This is a genomic window from Pseudomonas sp. WS 5059 (assembly GCF_012985525.1).
In the GTDB taxonomy this organism is placed as follows: Bacteria; Pseudomonadota; Gammaproteobacteria; order Pseudomonadales; family Pseudomonadaceae; genus Aquipseudomonas.
This window is the reverse complement of sequence record NZ_JAAQWO010000005.1, coordinates 284,831-300,369: the sequence shown is the minus strand read 5'-3', so window position 1 is coordinate 300,369 and position 15,539 is coordinate 284,831. Positions and strand designations below refer to the sequence as shown.

The 15,539-nt window shown below is 60.5% G+C and carries 17 protein-coding genes; 14 read left to right on the top strand and 3 right to left on the bottom strand.

Going from position 1 to position 15,539, the window contains the following annotated elements:
• Positions 1-10 precede the first annotated feature (10 nt).
• Entirely contained in the window at positions 11-637 is a 627-nt protein-coding gene (locus tag HBO12_RS16565) for a LysE family translocator (RefSeq protein WP_169952818.1), read from the top strand.
• Between the two features lie 242 nt (positions 638-879).
• On the opposite strand, the gene uraH is transcribed toward HBO12_RS16565, so the two are convergent.
• A complete protein-coding gene (gene uraH / locus HBO12_RS16560) occupies positions 880-1,233 on the bottom strand; it encodes a hydroxyisourate hydrolase (protein WP_057440709.1) in 354 nt (117 codons plus the stop codon).
• Between the two features lie 407 nt (positions 1,234-1,640).
• Here uraH and puuE point away from each other — a divergent pair, with 407 nt between their 5' ends.
• From puuE to HBO12_RS16520, 8 genes are all read left to right on the top strand, one after another.
• Positions 1,641-2,567: an allantoinase PuuE gene (gene puuE, locus HBO12_RS16555; RefSeq protein ID WP_170042684.1), complete on the top strand. Its 927-nt coding sequence runs from the start codon at positions 1,641-1,643 to the stop codon at positions 2,565-2,567.
• Positions 2,564-3,079 (top strand): 2-oxo-4-hydroxy-4-carboxy-5-ureidoimidazoline decarboxylase, encoded by a 516-nt coding sequence (uraD, locus tag HBO12_RS16550; RefSeq protein ID WP_169952822.1) that lies wholly within the window; start codon positions 2,564-2,566, stop codon positions 3,077-3,079. Before puuE ends, uraD begins: the two co-directional genes overlap by 4 nt.
• 81 nt (positions 3,080-3,160) lie before the next feature.
• On the top strand, positions 3,161-4,156 hold the full coding sequence (alc, locus tag HBO12_RS16545; RefSeq protein ID WP_170042683.1) for an allantoicase: 996 nt from the start codon (positions 3,161-3,163) through the stop codon (positions 4,154-4,156).
• A 120-nt stretch (positions 4,157-4,276) separates the two neighbouring features.
• Entirely contained in the window at positions 4,277-4,780 is a 504-nt protein-coding gene (locus HBO12_RS16540) for an ureidoglycolate lyase (protein WP_099168728.1), read from the top strand.
• Between the two features lie 51 nt (positions 4,781-4,831).
• The gene (locus HBO12_RS16535; RefSeq protein ID WP_170042682.1) at positions 4,832-6,139 is read left to right on the top strand and encodes a urate hydroxylase PuuD; all 1,308 of its coding nucleotides are present in this window, start codon (positions 4,832-4,834) and stop codon (positions 6,137-6,139) included.
• 198 nt (positions 6,140-6,337) lie between these two features.
• Positions 6,338-7,681 (top strand): nucleobase:cation symporter-2 family protein, encoded by a 1,344-nt coding sequence (locus tag HBO12_RS16530; protein WP_169952825.1) that lies wholly within the window; start codon positions 6,338-6,340, stop codon positions 7,679-7,681.
• Positions 7,682-7,712: 31 nt separating this feature from the next.
• Positions 7,713-8,081, top strand: coding sequence for a hypothetical protein (locus tag HBO12_RS16525; RefSeq protein WP_169952826.1), 369 nt, complete (start codon positions 7,713-7,715; stop codon positions 8,079-8,081).
• Between the two features lie 23 nt (positions 8,082-8,104).
• Positions 8,105-8,890 carry an outer membrane protein OmpK gene (locus HBO12_RS16520; RefSeq protein ID WP_169952827.1) on the top strand — a complete coding sequence of 262 codons (786 nt, stop codon included), beginning with the start codon at positions 8,105-8,107 and terminating at the stop codon, positions 8,888-8,890.
• A gap of 109 nt (positions 8,891-8,999) precedes the next feature.
• On the opposite strand, the gene HBO12_RS16515 is transcribed toward HBO12_RS16520, so the two are convergent.
• Both HBO12_RS16515 and HBO12_RS16510 read right to left on the bottom strand, forming a co-directional pair.
• Complete coding sequence (locus HBO12_RS16515; protein ID WP_169952830.1) at positions 9,000-10,154, bottom strand: patatin-like phospholipase family protein; 1,155 nt, start codon at positions 10,152-10,154, stop codon at positions 9,000-9,002.
• Between the two features lie 36 nt (positions 10,155-10,190).
• Positions 10,191-11,123 (bottom strand): lipid A biosynthesis lauroyl acyltransferase, encoded by a 933-nt coding sequence (locus HBO12_RS16510; RefSeq protein WP_169952832.1) that lies wholly within the window; start codon positions 11,121-11,123, stop codon positions 10,191-10,193.
• Positions 11,124-11,240: 117 nt separating this feature from the next.
• On the opposite strand from HBO12_RS16510, the gene minC reads away from it, so the two are divergent.
• The 5 genes from minC to HBO12_RS16485 all read left to right on the top strand — a co-directional run bounded on the left by minC (position 11,241) and on the right by HBO12_RS16485 (position 15,443).
• Positions 11,241-11,978: a septum site-determining protein MinC gene (minC, locus tag HBO12_RS16505; protein ID WP_038447253.1), complete on the top strand. Its 738-nt coding sequence runs from the start codon at positions 11,241-11,243 to the stop codon at positions 11,976-11,978.
• A 201-nt stretch (positions 11,979-12,179) separates the two neighbouring features.
• Positions 12,180-12,992 (top strand): septum site-determining protein MinD, encoded by an 813-nt coding sequence (gene minD / locus HBO12_RS16500; protein WP_169952835.1) that lies wholly within the window; start codon positions 12,180-12,182, stop codon positions 12,990-12,992.
• A gap of 3 nt (positions 12,993-12,995) precedes the next feature.
• Positions 12,996-13,250 carry a cell division topological specificity factor MinE gene (gene minE / locus HBO12_RS16495; protein WP_169952837.1) on the top strand — a complete coding sequence of 85 codons (255 nt, stop codon included), beginning with the start codon at positions 12,996-12,998 and terminating at the stop codon, positions 13,248-13,250.
• A 96-nt stretch (positions 13,251-13,346) separates the two neighbouring features.
• Positions 13,347-13,982 carry an RluA family pseudouridine synthase gene (locus tag HBO12_RS16490; protein ID WP_169952839.1) on the top strand — a complete coding sequence of 212 codons (636 nt, stop codon included), beginning with the start codon at positions 13,347-13,349 and terminating at the stop codon, positions 13,980-13,982.
• Between the two features lie 171 nt (positions 13,983-14,153).
• Positions 14,154-15,443, top strand: a complete 1,290-nt coding sequence (locus HBO12_RS16485) for a M18 family aminopeptidase (RefSeq protein ID WP_029300406.1) — start codon at positions 14,154-14,156, stop codon at positions 15,441-15,443.
• The last annotated feature ends 96 nt before the right edge of the window (positions 15,444-15,539 follow it).

Below are 15,539 nucleotides of genomic sequence, written 5' to 3'. Positions count from 1 at the left end.
GAGGAATGTAATGAGCGTGGAAACCTGGCTGCTGTTCAGCGGCGCTGCTTTGATCGTGATCCTGATTCCGGGGCCGCTGTCGCTGCTGATGATCAGCAACAGCCTGAACTACGGCCTGCGCCGTTCGTATCCGGCGTTTCTGGGTGGGGTGTTTGCCTCGATCTGCCTGTTGAGCGCCTCGGCCCTGGGCCTGGGCGCACTGTTGCTGGCGTCGGAGCAGTTGTTCAGCGCGCTGAAGATCGTCGGTGCGCTGTACCTGTTCTACCTTGCCTGGCAGAGCTGGCAGCAATCGCGCCTGCCGTCCCAGGGCGCCGTGGTGCCGGAGGCAGCGCCCGTGCCACGTTTTCGTGCACTGTTTGGCCGGGCTTTTGTGCTGGGCGCCAGCAATCCCAAGGACATTCTGTTTTTTGCGGCCTTCCTGCCGCAGTTTCTCAGCAGCCAGCAGCCGTTCCTGCCACAACTGCTGATCATGATCGCCACCTGGACCGTGCTGGACCTGCTGTGCAAGCTGGCCTATGGCCTGGGTGCCCATGGTGCCGCGCGCTACCTGCGCACCGGTAAGGGCCAGAGCTGGTTCAATCGCTTCAGTGCCGGGCTGTTTGGCAGCGCCGGGGCAGCGTCGCTGCTCAAGGGCTAACACATAACCCTGTGGGAACTGTCGAGCCCCGGCGAGGCTGCGATAGCGGTGGGTCAGCCAACATCAATGCTGGCTGTGCCGACGCTATCGCAGCCTCGCCGGGGCTCGACAGCTCCCACAATGGCTCCTCTTGTTCGCTGGCATTGGCTCATGACCCGCCTTTTTGCGGGCAAAAAAAAGCCCGCAGTGTGAGCGGGCGAAACCAACGAAGAGCATTTGGGGGTGTGAAGCCAGGTGACGACTCAGCTACCGCGATAGGTGGAGTAGCTGTAGGGCGAAATCAGCAAGGGCACGTGGTAGTGATCCTGTTCGGCGCTGATGCCAAAACGCAGCACCACCACATCCAGGAACGCCGGCTGGGGCAATTGCACGCCACGGGCGCGGTAGTAATCCCCGGCGCTGAATTGCAGCTGATAGACGCCACTGCGGTAGTCATCACCTTGCAGCAGCGGCGCGTCGCATCGGCCATCGCTGTTGGTCAAGGTGCTGGCAACCAGTTCCAGCTGCGCGCCTTCGACGCGGTACAGTTCAACCTTGATGGCGCTGCCTGGGCAGCCGTGCGCGGCGTCCAGTACGTGTGTGGTCAGTCGTCCCATGGATCGGAGCTCCCGTGTCATCGATTAATAAGAGGCCGCACCTTTGTGGGGCACTGAAAAAGCCGGCGATGGCTGATTAAGACACTTTTCAAAAAAATTGTACACAATAAATTCAACAACCACCCTCTCCCCCTGCCGGAGCCGGCTTGCCGACGATGACGGTAAATCAGCCGCAGCTAGGGCAGCAGCAAGAATGCAATCGCTGGCAAGACGCATCCTACAGGTGAGTTCGCATATTTTAGTTGACCAGTCGGGCAAGTTTCTTGCAAAGATAGGCCGGTGCGACCGTCTGGAAAAAATGCAGAAATACAGGCTTACAAAGTGCCCATTAAGTTGTATACAATCAGCCCATCGCTGTGACGCAACAGCCGCCACACCATCGATCACGAACAAGAAGGAAGACTGCAGTGAGCGCTGACTACCCACGCGACCTGATCGGTTACGGCAGTAACCCTGTGCATCCACACTGGCCAGGCAAGGCGCGTATCGCCCTGTCGTTCGTACTCAATTACGAAGAAGGCGGTGAGCGCAATATCCTGCACGGCGACAAAGAGTCGGAAGCCTTCCTCTCGGAAATGGTCTCGGCCCAGCCGCTGCAAGGCGCACGCAACATGAGCATGGAGTCGCTGTACGAATACGGCAGCCGTGCGGGCGTGTGGCGCATCCTCAAGCTGTTCAAGGAATTCGACATTCCGCTGACCATCTTCGCCGTGGCCATGGCCGCCCAGCGCCACCCCGACGTGATCCGTTCGATGGTCGCCGCCGGCCACGAGATCTGCAGCCACGGCTACCGCTGGATCGACTACCAATACATGGACGAGGCCCAGGAGCGCGAGCATATGCTCGAAGCCATCCGCATCCTCACCGAGCTGACCGGCGAGCGCCCACTGGGCTGGTACACCGGGCGCACCGGCCCCAATACGCGGCGGCTGGTGATGGAGGAAGGTGGCTTTCTGTATGACTGCGACACCTATGACGACGACCTGCCCTACTGGGAACCCAACAACCCGACCGGCAAGCCGCACCTGGTGATCCCCTACACCCTGGACACCAACGACATGCGCTTCACCCAGGTCCAGGGTTTCAACAAGGGCGACGACTTTTTCGAGTACCTCAAGGACGCCTTCGATGTGTTGTATGCCGAAGGGGCCGAGGCGCCGAAGATGCTCTCCATCGGCCTGCATTGCCGCTTGATCGGCCGCCCGGCGCGCCTGGCTGCCCTCAAGCGCTTTATCGAATACGCCAAGGGTCATGACCAGGTGTGGTTCGCCCGCCGTGTCGACATTGCCCGCCACTGGCACGACGTCCACCCTTTCCAGGGAGCCGCCAAATGACTGCTTTCCAGACCTTGAAACCGTCGACCCTGAGCCGCGACGAATTCGTCGCAGCCTTCGCCGACATCTACGAACATTCGCCATGGGTGGCCGAAAAGGCCTTCGACCTGGGCCAGGACGCCTCGATCGACCAGATCGAAACCCTGCACCAGCGCATGAGCGACATCCTGTTGAGTGCTGATCATCCAAGCCAACTGGCCCTGATCAACGCTCACCCGGACCTGGCAGGCCGTGCGGCCGTCCAGGGCCAACTCACCCAAGCCAGCACCGATGAGCAAGCTGGCGCGGGGATTCACCAATGCACGGCCGAAGAGTTCTCACGCTTCACCGAGCTGAACGATGCCTACAAGGCCAAGTTCAAGTTTCCCTTCATCATGGCGGTAAAAGGCAGCAACCGGCATCAGATCCTCAAAGCGTTTGAAACGCGCATCCACCACCCGGTCGACACCGAGTTCAAGTGCGCGCTGGCAGAGATCAACAAGATCGCGTTGTTCCGATTACTGACCCTTTAGCAAACCTGGCCCGAGCGTATCGATCAACGCCCAGGGCCTGGCAAGCATCCCAAGCCACTCTATCTAAGGCAGACAAGAAGAATGAAAGCTTACGCCGTACCTTTCGAAAAGTTCGTCAACCTGGCCGACGCCCGCCTGGGCACCAAGATCATCTCAGTGACCGATGACTGGTTCGCCGACGCCAACCGACTGTTCCAGCCGACCCCGGCCGTATGGAAGGAGGGCGTTTTCGATGATAACGGCAAGTGGATGGACGGCTGGGAGTCACGCCGCAAGCGCTTCGAAGGCTTCGACAGCGCGGTGATCCGCCTGGGCGTACCGGGCTCGATCAAGGGCGTGGACATCGACACTTCATTCTTCACCGGCAACTTCCCGCCATCGGCGTCCCTGGAAGGCTGCTTCCTGGCTGCGGGCGAACCCGATGCCAACACCCAGTGGGTTGAAGTGCTGTCTGCCGTGGAATTGCAGGGCAATAGCCATCACTTCCACGAGATCAACAACGACCAGGCGTTCAGCCACCTGCGCTTCAACATCTACCCGGATGGTGGCGTGGCCCGTCTGCGCGTGTACGGCATTCCGTTCCGCGACTGGTCGGCCGTGGGCGACAACGAACAAGTGGACCTGGCCTCCTCCCTCAATGGCGGGCGTGCGCTGGCCTGTTCCGACGAGCACTTCGGACGCATGGGCAACATCCTCAACCCGGGCCGTGGCATCAACATGGGCGATGGCTGGGAAACTGCCCGTCGTCGCACGCCAGGCAACGATTGGGTGATCGTCGCGCTGGGGCATGCCGGCGAGATCGACAAAGTGGTGGTCGACACCCTGCACTTCAAAGGCAACTACCCGGACACCTGCTCGATCCAGGGCGCGTTCGTCAAGGGCGGTACCGACAGCCAGATCGAGACCCAGTCGCTGTTCTGGCGTGAATTGCTGCCAGCACAGAAGCTGGAAATGCACGCCGAACACACCTTTGCCGAGCAGATCAAGGCACTGGGCCCGATCACCCACATCCGCCTCAACGTATTCCCGGATGGTGGTGTGAGCCGCCTGCGGGTGTTCGGCAAGGTCGCTAAGTAAGCGGTGAACCCAATCGCGGGCAAACCCGCTCCCACATTTGCAATGCATTCCCCTGTGGGAGCGGGCTCGCCCGCGATAGCAATAGACCAGACAACACAGAACTCGGATAAGAAGACAGCCATGCGCACACTGATGATCGAACCCTTGACCAAAGAAGCCTTCGCCCCTTTCGGAGACGTTATCGAAACCGACGGCAGCGATCACTTCATGATCAACAACGGCTCGACCATGCGCTTTCATAAACTGGCGACGGTAGAAACCGCCACGCCAGAAGACCACGCCATCATCAGCATCTTCCGCGCCGACGCGCAGGACATGCCGCTGACCGTGTGCATGCTGGAGAGACACCCGCTGGGCAGCCAGGCCTTTATCCCGCTGCTCGGCAACCCCTTTCTGATCGTGGTCGCGCCCGTTGGCGATGCACCTGTATCAGGCTTGGTCCGCGCCTTCGTCACCAACGGCAGGCAGGGCATTAATTACCATCGCGGCGTCTGGCACCACCCGGTGCTGACGATCGAAAAGCGGGATGACTTCCTGGTGGTTGATCGCAGTGGCACAGGCAATAACTGCGATGAGCATTTTTTCAAAGAGGATGAGCGGTTGATCCTCGCCCCCCACCAATAAGAGAAGGTCCGATCACCCGACAACAAGGGTGACGGGCGAGAGGTAAAGACTGTGGAAGCACATCTGTTGGAATGGCTGAACCTTAGCGTGCGCTGGGTTCATATGATCACTGGCGTGGCCTGGATCGGTGCGTCTTTCTATTTTGTATGGCTGGAAAACAACCTCAACCGCGTCAACCCCAAAAACGGCCTGGCTGGCGATTTATGGGCGATCCACGGTGGCGGCATCTACCACCTGGAAAAATACAAACTGGCCCCGCCGACCATGCCGGACAACCTGCACTGGTTCAAATGGGAAGCCTATTTCACCTGGATGTCAGGCGTCGCGCTGCTCTGCGTGGTGTTCTATCTCAACCCGACGCTCTACCTGCTGGCTCCCGGCAGCAGCCTGAGCGGCACCGAAGGCGTGTTGCTGGGCATTGGCTCACTGTTCGCTGGCTGGTTCATCTACTCCTTTCTCTGCGACTCGGCCCTGGGCAAACGCCCTGCCCTGCTCGGTTTTATCCTGTTCGTCCTGTTGATCGGCGCGGCCTACGGCTTCAGCAAGGTGTTCAGCGGGCGCGGTGCGTACCTGCATGTGGGGGCGATCATCGGCACCATCATGGTCGGTAACGTGTTCCGCATCATCATGCCGGCCCAGCGCGCGCTGGTGGCAGCGATTGCAGAAAACCGCACGCCAGACCCGGCACTGCCGGCCAAGGGCCTGCTACGTTCACGACACAACAACTACTTCACCCTGCCCGTGCTGTTCATCATGATCAGCAACCACTTCCCCAGTACCTACGGCAGCCAGTACAACTGGTTGATCCTGGCCGGGATCGCGGTGGCGGCGGTGTTGGTGCGGCACTACTTCAACACCCGTCACGACAGCCAGAAATACGCGTGGACCCTGCCGGTCGGCGCCCTGGCGATGATCTGCCTGGCCTATGTCACCGGTCCAAAACCCGTGGCTACCGCACCGGACGTGGCCAAGGCGCCAGCGGCCATCGAGTACCAGCCATTGCCGGAAACGGCGCTGGGTGGCGGCCTCAAGCCAGCAGCCCCCGCCGCGCCAGCACCGGCGGCACCGGCGGCAGAAGCGGCGCCGGCCCAGGCCTCGACGGATTTCGGCAAGGTCCACAGCGTAATTGAACAACGTTGCACCGTATGCCATTCGGCCAAGCCCACCAGCCCGCTGTTCAGTGCCGCGCCGGCCGGGGTGATGTTCGATACCCCGGCGCAGATCCAGCAGCAGGCGGCGCGCATCCAGGCGCAGGCGGTTGCCAGCCAGATCATGCCGCTGGGCAACATCACCCAGATGACCCAGCAGGAGCGGGAGTTGATTGGTAGTTGGATCAATCAAGGAGCCCGTACCAATTAACTGATTAGCGCAGATCAAACTGTAGGAGCTGGCTTGCCTGCGATAGCGGTGCATCACGCACCGGAAGGGGTGAATGAACCACCGCTATCGCAGGCAAGCCAGCTCCCACATTTGCAATGTGCAGTGTTTTGAAGATTGGGTTTCACCTGGCAATTGACTGCCAAACAACACAAAAATAAAAAAGATCCGAGGTGTTGCATGTCCCAGTTAGAACCGCAGATTCCTGCCGTACCCGCCATGGTGCGGCTGCCCCTTTTGCAACTGATCCTGGTAGGCCTGCAACATGTACTACTGATGTACGGCGGCGCCGTGGCCGTGCCTCTGATCATCGGGCAAGCCGCAGGCTTGAGCCGTGAAGAAATCGCCTTTCTGATCAACGCCGACCTGCTGGTGGCGGGGATCGCCACCATGGTCCAGTCCTTTGGCATCGGCCCGCTGGGCATCCGCATGCCGGTGATGATGGGCGCCAGTTTTGCCGCCGTCGGCAGCATGGTCGCCATGGCGGGCATGCCGGGTATCGGCCTGCAAGGGATCTTCGGCGCGACCATCGCCGCCGGGTTCTTTGGCATGCTCATCGCGCCCTTCATGTCCAAGGTGGTGCGCTTCTTCCCACCGTTGGTGACCGGTACCGTGATCACGGCCATCGGTCTTTCGTTGTTTCCAGTAGCCGTGAACTGGGCAGGCGGCGGCGCCACTGCCGTGCAGTTCGGCTCGCCGATCTACCTGGCCATCGCCGGCCTGGTACTCGCCACCATCTTGCTGATCAACCGGTTCATGCGCGGCTTCTGGGTCAATATCTCGGTATTGATCGGCATGGCCCTGGGCTACGCCTTGTGTGGATTGCTCGGCATGGTCGACCTCGGCGGCCTGGAACAAGCGCCGTGGCTGCAAGTGGTCACGCCTTTGCACTTCGGCATGCCCACGTTCGAATTGGCGCCAATCCTGTCGATGTGCCTGGTGGTGGTGATTATCTTTGTCGAGTCCACCGGCATGTTCCTCGCGCTGGGCAAGATCACCGGCCAGGAAGTCACCCCGAAGATGCTGCGTCGCGGCCTGCTGTGCGATGCCGGCGCGTCGTTCTTTGCCGGGTTCTTCAATACCTTCACCCACTCCTCGTTCGCCCAGAACATCGGCCTGGTGCAAATGACCGGTGTGCGCTGCCGTTCGGTGACGATCATGGCCGGGGCCTTTTTGATTGTCCTGAGCTTGCTGCCCAAGGCGGCGTTTCTGGTGGCATCGATTCCTCCTGCGGTGCTGGGCGGCGCGGCCATCGCGATGTTCGGCATGGTGGCAGCGACCGGGATCAAGATCCTGCAGGAAGCCGACATTGCCGACCGTCGTAACCAGTTGCTGGTGGCGGTCAGCATCGGCATGGGCCTGATCCCGGTGGTACGCCCGGAGTTCTTCGCCCAGTTGCCCCTGTGGATGAGCCCGATTACCCATAGCGGTATCGCCATGGCCACGCTTAGTGCGTTGTCGCTGAATGTGTTGTTCAACATTCTGGGCGGCTCAGAACGCCCCGCAGTCGCCCATACGCATTGATTCCTTCGTTACTCGAACAGGGAATATCAACATGCACACCACAGACTTGGGGCCGGCCACACGCTGTGCCCCATTCTCGCCCCCTGCGCTCTTTTACAGCGCACTTGAGCACAGGCTCTGGAGCCAGTATTCTCCGCGCCCGCTCGAATCGACTCAAAAAAAAACAGCGAATGTAAAAGCTGACTTAAAGGCCAACTTATCCCGGCCTTATGTCTGCTGCCAAAGTGCGCAAAAGTCCTCTGAACCCGACTGCATACCATGTAGCCGACGGGGATTTTTTGGCTTTTCAAACACTTTGGCGCAGCTCTTGCTAAAAGCATTAAAGCTGACCGAACAGACGATTTTTGCAGCGAACCAAAAGGCGCCACACCAGAGCGCCTGCGTAGAAGAAAAACCATAAAACTTTAGCTCGGGAGCAACCGAATGAAACGTACCGTGAACAGCCTGATGTTGGCCGGATCCCTGCTGGCCGGGGGCCAGGCAATGGCGGGTGACCTGCTGCAGTGGCAGAACAACAGCCTGACTTACCTGTGGGGCAAGAACTTCAAAGTCAACCCAGAGATCCAGCAAACCGTCACCTTTGAACATGCCGATGCGTGGAAGTACGGCGACAACTTCTTCTTCCTCGACCGTATCTTTTACAACGGCAAGGAAGACGGCAATGTCGGCCCTAATACTTACTACGGCGAGTTCAGCCCACGGCTGTCGTTTGGCAAGATCTTCGATAAAGACTTGTCCTTCGGACCGATCAAAGATGTATTACTGGCGTTCACCTACGAGTTCGGCGAAGGCGACAACGAGTCCTACCTGGTAGGCCCGGCATTCGACCTGAACATCCCGGGCTTCGACTACTTCCAGTTGAACTTCTACCAGCGCCAGACCGAAGGCAATCGCCCCGGTGACGGTGTATGGCAGATCACGCCGGTATGGTCGTACACCATTCCCGTGGGCAACTCCGACGTGCTGATCGACGGCTTCATGGACTGGGTGGTGGATAACGACAAAAACGCCCGTGGCACTTATCACGCCAACTTGCACTTCAACCCGCAGGTCAAATATGACTTGGGCAAGGCCATGAACTGGGGCGCCAAGCAGTTGTATGTCGGTTTTGAATACGACTACTGGAAGAACAAGTACGGGATCCAGGACAGCGGCGCGTTCGAGACCAACCAGGATACGGCCAGCCTGTTGGTCAAGTACCACTTCTAAGGCCCAACACGCCCCCCCTGTGGGAGCGGGCTTGCCCGCGATAGCGAAGTGTCAGCCAGCCTAATTATCGGCTCAATCACCGCCATCGCGGGCAAGCCCGCTCCCAGATTCAGTTCGGGGTCAGGCCCAGGAACCGTTGCAACTCCTCGCGCTTGGCCAACGCATCCCGCCGCCCCAACTCGATCAACTCGCTGCAATACCCCGCCTCGAACAACAGATAGCTGAGCACCCCTGCCCCGCTGGTCTTGGTCGCCCCTGGCCCACGCAAAAACAAACGCAGTGCCGCCGGCAGTTCCTGGCGATGGCGGGCGGCGATCTCGTCGATGGGCTGGCTCGGTGCAATCACCAACACTTCGACCGGCGAAAGCCCGCGCGCGGCGCTGTCGGCCGGTTGCAGATGGGCGAACTGGTTGAGGCGCTCCAGCAACTCGATATCACTCTCAAGGCTGTCAATGAACGTGCTGTTGAGCATATGCCCACCGATCTGCGCCAGGGTCGGCTCCTGGCCGGTATAGGTGCGTTGCTGCGGCGCCGAAGGGTCGATGGAGCGCGGGTTGCCACTGACCCCCACCACCAGCACCCGGCTGGCCCCCAGGTGCAACGCCGGGCTGATGGGCGCCGATTGCCGGACGGCACCATCGCCAAAATATTCCTGGTCGAGTTTGACCGGTGCGAACAGTAACGGGATCGCCGAGCTGGCCAGCAGGTGCTCCACGGTCAACTGCGTGGGCAGGCCAATGCGCCGGTGGCGCAGCCAGGCGTCGATGGTGCCGCCGCCCTGATAGAACGTCACCGCTTGCCCCGACTCATAGCCAAACGCCGTTACCGCGACGGCATGCAGGTGTTTGTTGCGGATGGCCTCGTTGATGCCTTCGAAGTGCAGCTTCTCTTGCAGCAATTCGCGCAAAGGCGAACTGTCGAGCAGCGCCACCGGCACCGGTGCCCCCAGCCCCAGCAGGCTGCGGGCCAGGAAGCGAGTGGCCTGGTGAATCACCCCCGGCCAATCGCTGCGCAACACCAAGTGGCTGCGAAAGCCCTGCCAGAACGCCGTAAGGCGGGCGATGGCGGCGCCAAAATCCATGGCGCCACTGGCCAGGCTCACCGCATTGATCGCCCCGGCCGAGGTGCCGACAATCACCGGAAAAGGATTGGCAGCCCCCGGCGGCAACAATTCGGCAATCGCCGCCAGTACCCCCACCTGATACGCCGCACGCGCCCCACCGCCGGAAAGAATCAAACCTGTGACCGGTTCAGTTGGGCGCATTGCATAACTCCATGGGCTGCGGGGAAATCCGTTTGTTCAGCGGCGTTTTTCGTACAACTTGGGTTCGCCCGGTGGCCGGCTCTTGAAGCGGCGATGGGCCCACAGGTATTGCTCGGGGCACTCGCGTACCGCGGTTTCCACCCATTGGTTGATGCGCAGGCAATCGACTTCGTCGGATTCGCCGGGGAAGTCGCGCAACGGCGGATGAATCACCATGCGGTAGCCGCTGCCATCGGCCAGGCGCTGCTGGGTAAATGGCACCACCAACGCCTTGCCCAGGCGCGCGAACTTGCTGGTGGCGGTAACGGTAGCGGCCTGGATGCCGAACAACGGCACGAAAATGCTCTGCTTGGCGCCGTAGTCCTGGTCCGGCGCGTACCAGATCGCCCGGCCGGCGCGCAGCAGCTTGAGCATGCCGCGCACGTCTTCGCGCTCGACCGCCAGGGAATCAAGGTTGTGGCGCTCGCGGCCCCGGCGCTGGATAAAGTCGAACAACGGGTTGCCGTGCTCACGGTACATGCCATCGATGGTGTGCTTTTGGCCCAGCAAGGCCGCGCCGATCTCCAGGGTGGTGAAATGCAGGGCCATGAGGATCACGCCCTTGCCTTCCAGTTGCGCCTGCTTGAGGTGCTCCAGCCCTTCGACGTGGGCCAGGCGCGCCAGACGCTGTTTGGACCACCACCAGCTCATGGCCATCTCAAAGAAGGCGATGCCAGTGGAGGCAAAATTTTCCTTGAGCAAATGTTTACGCTCCTGGGCAGACAGGTGCGGGAAGCACAGTTCCAGGTTTCGCGCAGCAATGCGCCGGCGCTCACCGGCCACCCGGTACATAAACGCACCCAGCACACGACCAATTCCCAGCAGCACCCGGTATGGCAACTGAGTGATCAGCCATAGCAGGCCAAGCCCCAGCCACAGGAGCCAGAAACGCGGGTGAAAAAATACAGCTCGAAAACGCGGGCGATCCATTACAGATTCCGGTAAAGACAGGGCCGCGCATTCTACAACGGTTCGACCCGGCTTGCGGCTAGCGGTTGTTCTCGTTATAAGTCTCGACACTTTTCGTGACAAGCCGCTTTGCCGACCATGAGCCAAACCGAATCGCTAGACCAAGATCCCGTCTTCCAGCTCAAAGGCAGCATGCTCGCCATTACTGTGCTGGAACTGGCCCGTAACGACCTTGATGCCCTGGACCGCCAGCTCGCTGCCAAGGTTGCCCTGGCCCCGAATTTCTTCAACAACGCGCCGCTGGTGCTGGCCCTGGACAAATTGCCGGCCGGCCAGGGCGCGGTTGACCTGCCCGGGCTGATGCGTGTTTGCCGCCAGCATGGCCTGCGCACCCTGGCCATTCGCGCCAGCCGTATCGAAGACATTGCGGCAGCCATCGCCATTGAACTGCCAGTACTGCCACCGTCCGGCGCCCGCGAGCGTGTGCTCGACCCGGTGGAAGGCGAAGTGAAGAAAAAACCGGAAAAACCGCCAGAGCCGACGATCAAGCCTACAAGGATCATCACCTCCCCCGTACGCGGCGGGCAGCAGATTTACGCCCAGGGCGGCGACCTGGTAGTGGTCGCCCCGGTCAGTCCCGGCGCGGAACTTCTCGCCGATGGCAACATCCATGTATACGGCCCCATGCGCGGTCGGGCACTGGCTGGGGTCAAGGGCGATACCAAGGCAAGGATTTTCTGCCAGCAATTGAGCGCTGAGCTGGTATCCATCGCCGGCCAATACAAGGTTTCGGAAGATTTGCGCCGTGATCCGCTGTGGGGGGCCGGGGTACAAGTCAGCCTGTCGGGCGATGTGTTGAACATCATCCGTCTTTAACGGATACTGCCGCATTTTCCAAGCATCTCTGGACTCTGATAGCACAGCGAAACCGGCAAGACTTGCGTAGGAATAATTGAAAGTTGGCGTTTCCCCTACGGGAAGCACATCTTTTTCCTACGAAGGCTGTCCGCCTGCAGCGAGTTTCAAGAGATGTTTTTCAGGGACTGAGAGGTCCTTTTTCCTTAGGGGTGAAACACCTTGGCCAAGATTCTCGTGGTTACATCCGGCAAGGGTGGTGTGGGTAAGACCACCACCAGCGCCGCTATCGGTACCGGCCTCGCTCTGCGCGGCCACAAGACAGTCATCGTCGACTTCGACGTCGGTTTGCGTAACCTCGACCTGATCATGGGCTGCGAACGCCGCGTGGTGTACGACTTCGTCAACGTGGTCAACGGCGAAGCAACCCTGCAACAAGCACTGATCAAGGACAAGCGCCTGGAGAACCTTTATGTTCTCGCCGCTAGCCAAACCCGGGACAAGGACGCCTTGACCCTGGAAGGCGTTGAAAAAGTCCTGATGGACCTCAAAGAGCAATTTGAGTTTGTTATCTGCGACTCTCCAGCAGGTATCGAGAAAGGCGCCCAACTGGCCATGCACTTCGCCGATGAAGCGATTGTGGTGACCAACCCCGAGGTGTCGTCGGTACGCGACTCCGACCGCATGATCGGCCTGCTGTCGAGCAAGTCTCGCCGCGCCGAAAAAGGCGAAGACGCAATCAAGGAACACCTGCTCCTGACCCGCTACAACCCCGAGCGCGTCCAGAGCGGCGAAATGCTTGGCGTTGAGGACGTCGAGGAAATCCTCGCCATTCGCTTGCTGGGGGTGATTCCTGAGTCTCAAGCGGTACTGAAAGCTTCAAACCAAGGCGTACCGGTCATTCTTGATGACCAAAGTGATGCCGGCCAAGCCTATAGCGATGCAGTCGATCGCTTGCTGGGCAAAGAAGTTGCCCATCGGTTCCTTGCTGTCGAGAAGAAAGGATTCTTGGCACGCCTGTTTGGAGGCAATTGAACAATGAGTATTTTTGACTTCTTTCGCTCAACCAAAAAACCTAGCACGGCGTCGGTAGCGAAAGAGCGTCTACAGATCATCGTGGCGCACGAACGCGGCCAACGCAGCACCCCGGACTACCTGCCAGCCTTGCAGAAGGAACTGGTGGAGGTGATCCGCAAGTACGTCAATATCGGCAACGATGACGTGCATGTCGCCCTGGAAAACGACGGCAGCTGCTCGATTCTGGAACTCAATATCACCCTGCCTGATCGTTGATCGAACAGGCGGTCGCCACGGCGGCTCCGTCACCTTGATCCCCTTTGGGGAACCGGGTGGCCGAGCCGCCGTTGGCGTTTGTTACGAGGCTGTTTAATGCCGTTGTCCAATATCCATATCCTTCACCAGGATGACGCTGTCCTGGTGGTGAACAAGCCTACCCTGTTGCTGTCGGTGCCAGGTCGCGCCGACGACAACAAGGACTGCCTGATCACCCGCCTGCAGGAAAACGGTTACCCCGAGGCCCGTATCGTCCATCGCCTGGACTGGGAAACCTCGGGGATCATCCTGCTGGCCAGGGATGCCGACAGCCACCGCGAACTGTCGCGCCAGTTTCACGACCGCGAAACCGAAAAGGCCTACACCGCCTTGTGCTGGGGCCAGCCGGAACTGGACAGCGGCAGCATCGACCTGCCGCTGCGCTATGACCCACCGACCAAGCCGCGGCATGTGGTGGACCACGAGTTCGGCAAGCATGCGCTGACCTTCTGGAAAGTCTTGGAGCGTTGCGGGGATTGGTGCCGGGTGGAACTGACGCCGATTACCGGGCGCTCGCACCAACTGCGGGTGCATATGCTGTCCATCGGCCACCCGTTGCTCGGTGATGGCTTGTATGCCCACGAACAGGCCCTCGCCGCCTGGCCACGGCTGTGCCTGCACGCGAGCATGTTGAGCTTCACCCACCCGCAAAGCGGCGAGCGCCTGCGGTTCGAGTGCCCTGCGCCGTTCTAATCGGTAAACGCAATTAAAATGTGGGAGCGGGCTTGCTCGCGAATGGGGTGGATCAGTTAGCTTATTGCGCGACTGCCACACCGCATTCGCGAGCAAGCCCGCTCCCACATTTGTTCTGTGCACTTATCACATCGGACGGTAAACTCGCGCCATTGCTGTCTGGAGCTACTTATGCGCGAAGCGTTGAACCAAGGCCTGATCGACTTCCTCAAGGCCTCTCCCACCCCCTTTCATGCCACTGCGGCCCTGGCCCAACGCCTGGAAGCCGCCGGTTTCCAGCGCCTCGACGAACGCGAGACCTGGACCACCGAGGCCAACGGTCGCTACTACGTGACCCGCAACGACTCCTCGATCATCGCCTTCAAGATGGGCCGCCAGTCGCCCCTGCACGACGGCATCCGCCTGGTCGGCGCCCATACCGACAGCCCGTGCCTGCGGGTCAAGCCGCAACCTGAGCTGCAACGCCAGGGCTTCTGGCAACTGGGCGTGGAAGTCTACGGCGGCGCACTGCTGGCACCGTGGTTCGACCGTGACCTGTCCCTGGCCGGCCGCGTGACGTTCCGGCGTGACGGCAAGGTCGAAAGCCAGTTGATCGATTTCAAGCTGCCGATTGCCATCATCCCCAACCTGGCCATCCACCTGAACCGTGAAGCCAATCAAGGCTGGGCGATCAATGCCCAGACCGAGCTGCCGCCGATTCTCGCGCAGTTTGCCGGCGATGAGCGCGTGGACTTCCGCGCCGTACTCACCGACCAACTGGCCCGCGAACATGGGTTGAACGCTGATGTGGTGCTCGACTACGAGCTGAGTTTCTACGACACCCAAGGCGCAGCGGTGATTGGCCTGCATGGCGACTTTATCGCCGGCGCCCGCCTGGACAACCTGCTGTCGTGCTACGCCGGCCTGCAAGCCCTGCTCACCAGTGAAACCGACGAAACCTGCGTGCTGGTGTGTACCGACCACGAAGAAGTCGGCTCCTGCTCGGCCTGTGGTGCCGACGGGCCGATGCTGGAGCAGACCCTGCGTCGTCTGCTGCCTGAAGGTGACGAGTTCGTACGGGCCATTCAGAAGTCGCTGCTGGTGTCTGCCGACAATGCCCACGGCATCCACCCCAACTACGCCGACAAGCACGACGCCAACCATGGCCCGAAACTCAATGCCGGCCCGGTGATCAAGGTCAACAGCAACCAGCGCTACGCCACCAACAGCGAAACCGCCGGATTCTTCCGCCACCTGTGCATGGCCGAAGAAGTGCCGGTACAGAGCTTCGTGGTGCGCAGCGACATGGGCTGTGGCTCGACCATCGGCCCGATCACCGCCAGCCACCTGGGCGTGCGCACCGTAGATATCGGCCTGCCGACATTCGCCATGCATTCGATTCGTGAACTGTGCGGCAGCCACGATTTGGCGCATCTGGTGAAGGTGCTGAGTGCGTTTTATGCGAGCCGCGACCTGCCCTGAGAGGGGCGGTGCTGCCATCGCGGGCAAGCCCGCTCCCACACTAAATGTGAGAGCGGGCTTGCCCGCGATGGCGATTGCGACCGCACTGCGGCGCTA